At 68.6% G+C, this 9198-nt stretch carries 9 protein-coding genes; 8 read left to right on the forward strand and 1 reads right to left on the reverse strand.

Annotated elements, in window-relative coordinates; genetic code table 11:
* Positions 1–5 precede the first annotated feature (5 nt).
* Positions 6–506 carry a transcriptional regulator NrdR gene (gene nrdR / locus BIU89_RS08230; protein ID WP_027465260.1) on the forward strand — a complete coding sequence of 167 codons (501 nt, stop codon included), beginning with the start codon at positions 6–8 and terminating at the stop codon, positions 504–506.
* Positions 503–1579: a quinone-dependent dihydroorotate dehydrogenase gene (locus BIU89_RS08235; protein WP_083404254.1), complete on the forward strand. Its 1077-nt coding sequence runs from the start codon at positions 503–505 to the stop codon at positions 1577–1579. Before nrdR ends, BIU89_RS08235 begins: the two co-directional genes overlap by 4 nt.
* Positions 1580–1740: 161 nt before the next feature.
* Here the strand turns inward: BIU89_RS08235 and BIU89_RS08240 are convergent, their stop codons facing one another.
* Positions 1741–2316, reverse strand: a complete 576-nt coding sequence (locus tag BIU89_RS08240) for a DUF3043 domain-containing protein (protein ID WP_071245734.1) — start codon at positions 2314–2316, stop codon at positions 1741–1743.
* Positions 2317–2368: 52 nt separating this feature from the next.
* On the opposite strand from BIU89_RS08240, the gene BIU89_RS08245 reads away from it, so the two are divergent.
* The 6 genes from BIU89_RS08245 to BIU89_RS08270 all read left to right on the forward strand — a co-directional run bounded on the left by BIU89_RS08245 (position 2369) and on the right by BIU89_RS08270 (position 9144).
* Complete coding sequence (locus BIU89_RS08245; protein WP_071245736.1) at positions 2369–3820, forward strand: dipeptidase; 1452 nt, start codon at positions 2369–2371, stop codon at positions 3818–3820.
* Between the two features lie 58 nt (positions 3821–3878).
* Entirely contained in the window at positions 3879–4247 is a 369-nt protein-coding gene (locus BIU89_RS08250) for a HesB/IscA family protein (RefSeq protein WP_071245738.1), read from the forward strand.
* A 293-nt stretch (positions 4248–4540) separates the two neighbouring features.
* A complete protein-coding gene (ctaC, locus tag BIU89_RS08255) occupies positions 4541–5443 on the forward strand; it encodes an aa3-type cytochrome oxidase subunit II (RefSeq protein ID WP_027465265.1) in 903 nt (300 codons plus the stop codon).
* A gap of 11 nt (positions 5444–5454) precedes the next feature.
* Complete coding sequence (gene ctaD, locus BIU89_RS08260; RefSeq protein WP_027465266.1) at positions 5455–7191, forward strand: aa3-type cytochrome oxidase subunit I; 1737 nt, start codon at positions 5455–5457, stop codon at positions 7189–7191.
* Positions 7192–7195: 4 nt separating this feature from the next.
* The gene (locus tag BIU89_RS08265; protein ID WP_071245740.1) at positions 7196–7612 is read left to right on the forward strand and encodes a cytochrome c oxidase subunit 4; all 417 of its coding nucleotides are present in this window, start codon (positions 7196–7198) and stop codon (positions 7610–7612) included.
* Between the two features lie 158 nt (positions 7613–7770).
* Entirely contained in the window at positions 7771–9144 is a 1374-nt protein-coding gene (locus BIU89_RS08270; protein ID WP_071245742.1) for a glucose-6-phosphate dehydrogenase, read from the forward strand.
* Positions 9145–9198 lie beyond the last annotated feature (54 nt).

A 9198-nucleotide genomic window follows, 5' to 3' on the forward strand; every position in this document is an offset into this window, starting at 1 on the left:
ACGACATGTTCTGCCCCTTCTGCCGCCACCCGGACTCCCGCGTCGTCGACTCACGGACGAGCGACGACGGAACCTCCATCCGCCGCCGTCGTCAGTGCCCCAACTGCGGTCGACGGTTCTCGACCACCGAGACCGCATCGCTCAACGTCGTGAAGCGCAACGGTGTCACCGAGCCGTTCAGCCGCGACAAGATCGTCTCCGGCGTGCGCAAGGCGTGCCAGGGGCGCCCGGTCACCGACGGCGACCTGGCCGTGCTCGCGCAGCGCGTCGAGGAGACCGTCCGGTCCTCCGGATCCAGCCAGATCGACGCGAACGACATCGGCCTCGCGATCCTCGCGCCCCTGCGGGAGCTCGACGAGGTCGCCTACCTGCGGTTCGCGAGCGTCTACCAGGCGTTCGACTCGCTCGAGGACTTCGAGGACGCCATCGGCCAGCTCCGCCGCGACCACCACGGGGCATCCGACACGGCCGCCGGGTCGTCCGCACCGTCCGGCACGCGCGCGTGAGCGGCATCGCCGAACGGATCGTGCGCGGCGGCTACCGCGTCGTGTTCCGTTCCGTGTTCGCGAACATGGACCCGGAGCGCGCCCACCACCTGGCGTTCGCCGTCATCGCGGGGCTGCCCCGCGTGCCGTTCCTGAGCGGCGTCGTCGAGCGGTACTGCCGTCCCGCGGCGGCCGACGGCGTCACCACGATGGGCATCCACTTCCCGTCGCGCTTCGGCCTGGCCGCCGGGTTCGACAAGGACGCCCGCGGCATCGCCGGTCTCGGCCTGCTCGGCTTCGGCCACGTCGAGGTCGGCACCATCACCGCCAAGCCGCAGCCCGGCAACGAGCGCCCGCGCCTGTTCCGGCTGATCGGCGACCGCGCCCTGATCAACCGCATGGGCTTCAACAACCACGGCGCCGCTGCGGCCGCCCGACGCCTCGAGCGCGCCCGCCGCAACCCCGGCCGACCGGTCATCGGCGTGAACATCGGCAAGAGCCGGGTCGTCTCCGTCGAGGACGCCATCGACGACTACCTCGAGTCCACCCGTCGGCTCGCCACGTTCGCGGACTACCTGGCGGTCAACGTCAGCTCGCCGAACACGCCCGGCCTGCGCGGACTGCAGGAACTCGACCAGCTCCGACCGCTGCTGTCCGCGGTGCGTGACGCCGCCGGCCGGACGCCGGTGCTCGTCAAGATCGCACCGGACCTGACCGACGAGCAGATCGACGCGATCGCGGGCCTCGCGGTCGAGCTCGGACTGTCCGGGGTGATCGCGAACAACACGACGATCTCCCGCGACGGCCTGACGGCCGATCCGTCCGACGTCGAGGCGATGGGTGCCGGGGGCCTCTCCGGTGCGCCGGTCGCCGCCCGCTCGCTCGAGGTCCTGCGTCGCGTCCGCGCCGCGGTGCCCGCCGACTTCTGCGTCATCGCCGTCGGTGGTGTGACCACCGAGCAGGACGTGCAGGATCGCATCGACGCCGGGGCCACGCTCGTGCAGGGCTACACGGCGTTCCTCTACGAGGGACCGACCTGGGCCGCGCGCATCAACCGGCTGCGCCGTCGGCGGCTGCGTCGCGCCGCGCGGTAGGCGCGACCACCTGACGGACTGGAGGCCCGTGGCGACACCGCCACGGGCCTCCAGTCCGTCGTGTGGGTGCGCTCACGGCCGCTTCGTGAGCAGGAATGGGGGAGCGGGAACGACGAAGCGCCGCCCGGCAGGCCGGGCGGCGCTTCGTCGTGTGCGTGTGGCTAGAGCGTGGGGTACTGCCCACGCCGGACCTGGGGCTTCGGCAGCCGCAGGAAGCGCAGCTGCCACGCCCGCGTGAGGATGTAGAGGAACGTGCCGCGCTGGAGCTCGCCGAACTTGGTGGTGAGCTTGCGGCGGAGCGACAGCCACAGCACCACGCAGTCGATGATGAACAGCGCCACGAACGCCCACACCAGCAGGAGCGAGTAGGACGCGATCACGGTCTGCGCGGCCGCGAACCCGACGATCAGGAACAGCACGAGCACGGGCATCATGACCTCGCCGACGTTCCAGCGGGCGTCGATCCAGTCGCGGACGAAGCGTCGCTGCTCACCGCGGTCCTTCGCCGGCAGGTAGCGCTCCTCGCCGTTGGCCATGCCGACCCGGGCACGCTCGCGCTCCGAGTTGAGACGTGCGCGCGCAGCCTTCTTGTCGACCGGCGTGTTGCCGACGAGGGGGCGGCGGTTCGCTGCCTCTCGCTCGCGGCGGGACGGCGTGGGGCGGCCCTTGCCCTGCTCGAGGAGCTCGGCCTCGGTCGGGTTGACGGTCGTGTTGGTCTTGGGGGCTGCCTTCGCCACGGTGCGTTCCTAACGGCGGTGTGCGTGCGGGATCTCCTCTAGATTACCGGGCATGACCGACAGCGAACAGCACAGCCCCGCGACCGACCCCGCGCTCCTCGACGCCCTGCGCGAACACGTGCAGGGGGCACTGCCCACGACGATCGCCGACCTGTCCGCGCTGGTGCGCCTGCCGTCGGTGTCCTGGTCGGCCTTCGACCCGGCGAACGTGCGCGCGAGTGCCGAGGCCGTCGCGGACCTCGCACGGTCCACCGGGGTGTTCGGTGCGGACGACGTCCGGATCGTGCGGTCGGCGGTGTCCGGCTCGACGGCCGACGTCGCCGAGGCCGACGCCGAGACCGAGCTCGGCCAGCCCGCGGTGCTCGCGGTGCGCCCGGCGCGGAACGGCAAGCCGACGGTGATGCTCTACGCCCACCACGACGTGCAGCCGCAGGGCGACGAGGCCCTGTGGGAGACGCCGCCGTTCGAGCCGACCCTGCGCGGTGACCGCCTGTACGGCCGCGGCGCCTCGGACGACAAGGCCGGTGTGATGACGCACATCGCGTCGCTCCGCGCGGTGCACGCCCAGTTCGGTGACGACCTCGACCTCGGGATCGTGCTGTTCGTCGAGGGCGAGGAGGAGTTCGGCTCCCGCTCGTTCCGCACGTTCCTGCGCGAGCAGAAGGAGCACCTCGCCGCCGACGTCATCGTCGTGGCGGACAGCGACAACTGGTCGACCGAGGTGCCGTCGATCACGGTCTCCCTGCGCGGCAACGTCACCTTCAAGCTCACCCTGACCACGCTCGAGCACGCCAGCCACAGCGGCATGTTCGGGGGAGCGGCCCCGGACGCGATGATCCCCATGGTGCGGCTGCTCGCCTCGCTGCACGACGCCGACGGTTCGGTCGCCGTCGACGGGCTGACCTCGTACGAGGCCGACGTGCCGGAGCGCACCGAGGACGAACTCGCCGTCGACGCCGCGCTCGTGCCCGGTGTGCGCCCGATCGGCACCGGCGCCGTGCTGTCGCGCATGTGGTTCCAGCCGTCGATCACGGTGACCGGCATGGACGTGCCGAGCGTCGCGAACGCCTCGAACACCCTGCTGCCCACGGTCTCGGCACGGGTCTCGGTCCGCGTCGCGCCCGGCCAGGACGCCCGGCAGGCGTCCGCGGCCGTCGAGCGGCACCTGCGCGAGCACGTCCCGTTCGGTGCACGGATGGAGATCACCGAGCCGGACAGCGGCGACGGGTTCCTCGTCGACACCGCTGGCTGGGCCGTCCAGGAGGCCCGCACGGCGATGCGCGAGGGGTGGGGCGCCGAGGCGGTCGAGCAGGGCATCGGCGGGTCGATCCCGTTCGTGTCCGACCTCGCCGCGGAGTTCCCGGACGCGCAGATCCTGGTCACCGGCGTCGAGGACCCGGACACCCGCGCGCACAGCCCGAACGAGTCGCAGCACCTCGGTGTCCTGCACCGTGCCATCGCGTCGGAGACGATCCTGCTCGCCAGGCTCGCGACGCGCAGCTGAGGGTGCTTACAATCGACGCCAGGCGCGGTGACCAGCACCGCCCGGAGGGAGACGCGCGATGAGCGACACCATCACCGAAGCACCGGCGACCGAAACGCAGTCGCACGGCGTCCTCCTGAGCGACGCCGCTGCCGGCAAGGTGGCGACCCTGCTCGAGCAGGAGGGCCGCGACGACCTGCGCCTGCGCCTCGCCGTCCAGCCCGGTGGCTGCTCGGGCCTGATCTACCAGCTGTACTTCGACGAGCGCCTGCTCGACGGTGACGTCACCGCCGAGTTCGACGGGGTCGAGGTCGTCGTCGACAAGATGAGCGTCCCGTACCTCGACGGCGCGACGATCGACTTCGAGGACACGATCCAGAAGCAGGGCTTCACGATCGACAACCCGAACGCGCAGGGCAGCTGCGCCTGTGGTGACAGCTTCCACTGAGCACCAGCGATCCGACACGCGAGCGGGGAGCGACCGGAACGGTCGCTCCCCGCTCGCGTTCGTGTGGCCGGACGTGGCGCGCCGGGGCGCGGCGTGACCGGGCGAAATGGTGCCCGCCGACGTGCGGATCGAGGCCAGAACCGTGTCGTGTGTGCGCGAGCGGTACCGAGCTGCGAGTAAGCTAGGAGTGTTCCAATCAAGCTGGGAGCCAGCCATGCGCCGCCTTCGTGCGGCTCGCCGTCGGACTCGACGGGCTGACCTCCTGAAGCTCACGTCTTTTGCGAGAGGTAACAGTGCGTTCGAATCGCCGTATACGTTGGGCGGCCGTCCCGGTGGCCGTCGGTCTGGTCATCGCACTGGCTGGCTGCACGCAGCAGCAGATGAACGGATGGCTCCCCGGCACGGAGGAGACGAAGAACGTCACCAACCACACGAGCCGCATCGTCGGCCTGTGGACCACCAGCTGGGTCGTTCTCCTCGCCGTCGGTCTCATCGTGTGGGGCCTGATCATCTGGGCAGCGATCGTCTACCGCCGCCGGAAGGGCCAGACCGGCCTGCCCGTGCAGATGCGGTACAACATGCCGCTCGAGATCTTCTACACGATCGTGCCGCTGATCCTGGTGCTGGGCTTCTTCGCCTTCACCGCGAAGGACCAGGCCGCGATCGAGAAGCCCTTCGCCGACCCCGACGCCACCGTGCACGTGTACGGCAAGCGCTGGGCGTGGGACTTCAACTACATCAACAAGGACAACCCCGAAGAGAGCGTCTACTACCAGGGCATCCAGGCCCAGGAAGAAGAGAACGCCAACGGGGCGATCGACGAGTCGCAGCTGCCGACCCTCTACCTGCCGAAGGGCAAGAAGGTCGCGATCGAGCTCTCCTCGCGCGACGTCGACCACTCGTTCTGGGTCATCGACTTCCTCTACAAGAAGGACATGCTCCCGGGCAAGACCAACTGGGAGTACTTCATCCCGGAGAAGCTCGGCACGTACCAGGGCAAGTGCGCGGAGCTCTGCGGTGAGTACCACTCGCTGATGCTCTTCCAGGTGAAGGTCGTCACGCCGGCGCAGTACCAGGACTACCTCGACACCCTGAAGGACCAGGGCAAGGTCGGTCTGCTCGGTGACGAGTACAACACCAACACCAACGAACCGAACAACAAGGCGCCGGTCGAGGCGTCCAGCGAGAACAAGTAGGGGCTCGTCAGATGACAACGTCACTCGTCGGCCAACCGACCCAGACCTCGTCGCCGGACTTCCAGGCGTCGAAGGTGGGTCGGAAGGGCAACATCGTCGTTCGGTGGATCACCTCCACCGACCACAAGACCATCGGGTACATGTACCTGATCGCGTCGTTCATCTTCTTCCTGCTCGCAGGTGTGATGGCCCTCGTGATCCGTGCCCAGCTCTTCGAACCCGGCCTGCACGTGGTCGCGACGAAGGAGCAGTACAACCAGCTGTTCACGATGCACGGCACGATCATGCTGCTGATGTTCGCGACGCCGCTGTTCTCGGGTTTCGCGAACGCGATCATGCCGCTCCAGATCGGCGCGCCGGACGTCGCCTTCCCGCGACTCAACGGCTTCGCCTTCTGGCTCTACCTGTTCGGCTCGCTCATCGCGGTCGGCGGCTTCCTCACCCCGCAGGGCGCTGCCTCGTTCGGGTGGTTCGCCTACGCGCCACTGAGTGACACGACGTTCACACCAGGGCTCGGCGGCACACTCTGGGTCTTCGGGCTCGGCATGACCGGCTTCTCGACGATCCTCGGCGCGGTGAACTTCATCACCACGATCATCACGATGCGTGCCCCGGGTCTGACCATGTTCCGCATGTCGATCTTCACGTGGAACACCCTCGTGACGGCGCTCCTCGTCCTGATGGCCTTCCCGGTCCTCGCGACGGCGCTCTTCGGCCTCGGTCTCGACCGCGTGTTCGACGCACAGATCTTCAACCCGGCCAACGGCGGGGCCCTGCTCTGGCAGCACCTGTTCTGGTTCTTCGGACACCCCGAGGTCTACATCATCGCGCTGCCGTTCTTCGGCATCGTCTCCGAGGTCTTCCCGGTGTTCAGCCGCAAGCCGATCTTCGGGTACAAGACCCTGGTCTACGCGACGATCTCCATCGCGGCCCTCTCGGTCACGGTGTGGGCGCACCACATGTACGTCACCGGTGGCGTCCTGCTCCCGTGGTTCTCGCTCATGACGATGCTCATCGCGGTCCCGACCGGCGTGAAGATCTTCAACTGGGTCGGCACCATGTGGCGCGGTTCGGTCACGTTCGAGACCCCGCTCCTCTGGGCCCTCGGCTTCCTCATCACGTTCACCTTCGGTGGTCTCACCGGTGTGATCCTGGCGTCGCCGCCGCTCGACTTCCACGTGTCCGACTCGTACTTCGTCGTGGCGCACTTCCACTACGTGGTCTTCGGCACCGTCGTCTTCGCGATGTTCTCCGGCTTCTACTTCTGGTGGCCGAAGTGGACCGGCAAGATGCTCAACGAGCGTCTCGGCAAGATCCACTTCTGGCTCCTGTTCATCGGGTTCCACACGACGTTCCTCATCCAGCACTGGCTGGGCGTCATCGGCATGCCGCGTCGGTACGCGACCTACCTGCCGAACGACGGCTTCACCTGGATGAACCAGCTGTCGACAATCGGCTCGATGATCCTCGCGATCTCGTTCCTGCCGTTCATCTTCAACGTCTACGTGACCGCCCGGAACGCACCGAAGGTCGCTGTGAACGACCCGTGGGGCTACGGCCGCTCGCTCGAGTGGGCGACCTCCTGCCCGCCGCCGCGCCACAACTTCACGTCGATCCCGCGCATCCGTTCGGAGTCCCCGGCCTTCGACCTGAACCACCCCGAGGCCGGTGTGCCGATCGGTGTGGGTCCCGCGAAGGACGCCCCCGATGCCCCGACCTACGACGCCGCGAAGGGCGAGGTGAAGTAACGCCATGCGCGCGAACACCAACCTGTTCTGGATCCTCTTCGGGTTCTTCATCCTGGCGGACGCCGCCTACACCATCTGGGCGCTGATCTACTACGGCGAGCCCGAGTGGGTGGGCACCGTGGCGATCGGCCTGACCGGCCTGATGTCGGCGTTCATCGCCTTCTACCTCGGCAAGGTCATGTCGTCCCAGGGCGGGGTCCTGCCCGAGGACCGTCCCGACGCCAACATCGAGGACGGCGACGCCGAGCTCGGGCACTTCAGCCCGTGGTCCTGGTGGCCCATCCTGCTGGCCGCCGCGGTCGCCGTGTGCTTCCTCGGCGTGGCCGCCGGCCTGTGGATCGTCCCGATCGGGCTCGTCCTCGTGGCGATCACCCTGGTCGGCTGGGTCTACGAGTACTACCGCGGCAACTTCGGGCACTGACCCGGCGCTGCAGCGCACCTGACACTTCGGGCGGCACCAGAACGGTGCCGCCCGAAGTGCGTCCAGGAGACGAACTCCGGTCCCGATCCGGAACAAACGGGCCCGCCCGCGACTTGACTGGAGCGGACCTCCCACCACAGCGAAAGGAGTCACCTCAGGTGACCGACAAGCGCACCCTCATCATCTTCGGCGCAACGGGCGACCTCGCCTCCCGCCTGCTCCTGCCGGGCCTCGGCACGTTCCTGCAGAGCGGCCGTGCCGTCCCCGTGCAGCTGATCGGCACGGGCCGCAGCGAGCGCAGCCCCGAGAAGTGGAAGGACATCGTCACGCAGTCCTTCGCGTCGCAGGACGTCAAGGGGCCGGAGGTCGACGCGACCATCGAGTCGACGCAGTTCATCCAGGGCGACCCCACCGACCCGAAGCACCTCGAGGCGCTCCTGGCCGCGGCCGACTCCGAGCCGATCCTGTACTTCGCCCTCCCGCCGCAGATCGCCTCCGACATCTGCGAGGCGCTCGAGCACGTCGAGCTCCCCGAGGGCACGACCCTGGCCTTCGAGAAGCCCTTCGGCACCGACGTCGCCAGCGCCCAGGCCCTCAACGAGACGGTGCTCAAGCTCGTCCCCGAGGACCGCGTGCACCGCACCGACCACTTCCTCGGCCGCACCACGGTGCTGAACATCATCGGTCTGCGCTTCGCGAACCGCCTGTTCGAGCCCATCTGGAACGCCGAGAACATCGAGAAGGTCGACATCTTCTACGACGAGACCCTCGGTCTCGAGAACCGCGCCCAGTACTACGACGAGGCCGGTGCGATGGTCGACATGATCCAGTCGCACCTGCTGCAGATCCTCGGCCTGGTCACGATGGACGCCCCGGCCGCGATCGACGCGGTCGAGTTCCGCTCGTCGCTCGCCCGGGTCCTGCGCTCCACCCGCCTCAAGGGCGACGACGCGAAGATCGCCTCGCGCCGCGCGGTATACACCGCCGGCACCATCGACGGCAAGGAACTGCCGTCGTACCAGGAAGAGGACGGCGTCGACCCGTCGCGCCAGACGGAGACCCTCGCCGAGATCTCCGTCGAGGTCGACACCGCCCGCTGGGCAGGCGTCCCCTTCACTCTTCGCTCCGGCAAGGCCCTCGGCGCCAGCCGCAAGGAGGTGCTGATCACCTTCAAGCCGGTCACGCGTCTGCCCTCCGGTCTGAGCGGTCGCCCGAAGACCGACACGCTGCGCATCGTCCTGAACCCGGACGAGATCGAGCTGTCGGTGTCGGCCAACGGCGGTGGCAACCCGTTCGAGATGGGACAGGTCACCCTGTCGTCGTCGTTCAGCGACGGCGAACTCACCCCGTACGGCGAGGTCCTGAACGGCATCTTCCACGACGACCCGCTGCTCTCCATCCGCGGTGACGTGGCCGAGCGCTGCTGGGAGATCGTGGAGCCGGTCGTCGCCGCCTGGAAGGCCGACGAGGTCCCGCTCGAGGAGTACCGCGCCGGTTCGCGCGGCCCGGCGGACTGGGAGTCGTCGTCCTGACGGACACGCTGCCGACGTCCTGAACGGACGCCCTGATGGACGGGAGGCCCGGTG

This window comes from Curtobacterium sp. MCBA15_005, assembly GCF_001864855.1.
Classification (GTDB): Bacteria; Actinomycetota; Actinomycetes; order Actinomycetales; family Microbacteriaceae; genus Curtobacterium; species Curtobacterium flaccumfaciens.

Bases quoted from the DNA above. Each gene is read 5' to 3' on its own strand.
- nrdR (WP_027465260.1), top strand. From the start codon at position 6: ATGTTCTGCCCCTTCTGCCGCCACCCGGACTCCCGCGTCGTCGACTCA.
- BIU89_RS08245 (WP_071245736.1), top strand. From the start codon at position 2,369: ATGACCGACAGCGAACAGCACAGCCCCGCGACCGACCCCGCGCTCCTC.
- BIU89_RS08250 (WP_071245738.1), top strand. From the start codon at position 3,879: ATGAGCGACACCATCACCGAAGCACCGGCGACCGAAACGCAGTCGCAC.
- ctaD (WP_027465266.1), top strand. From the start codon at position 5,455: ATGACAACGTCACTCGTCGGCCAACCGACCCAGACCTCGTCGCCGGAC.
- BIU89_RS08265 (WP_071245740.1), top strand. From the start codon at position 7,196: ATGCGCGCGAACACCAACCTGTTCTGGATCCTCTTCGGGTTCTTCATC.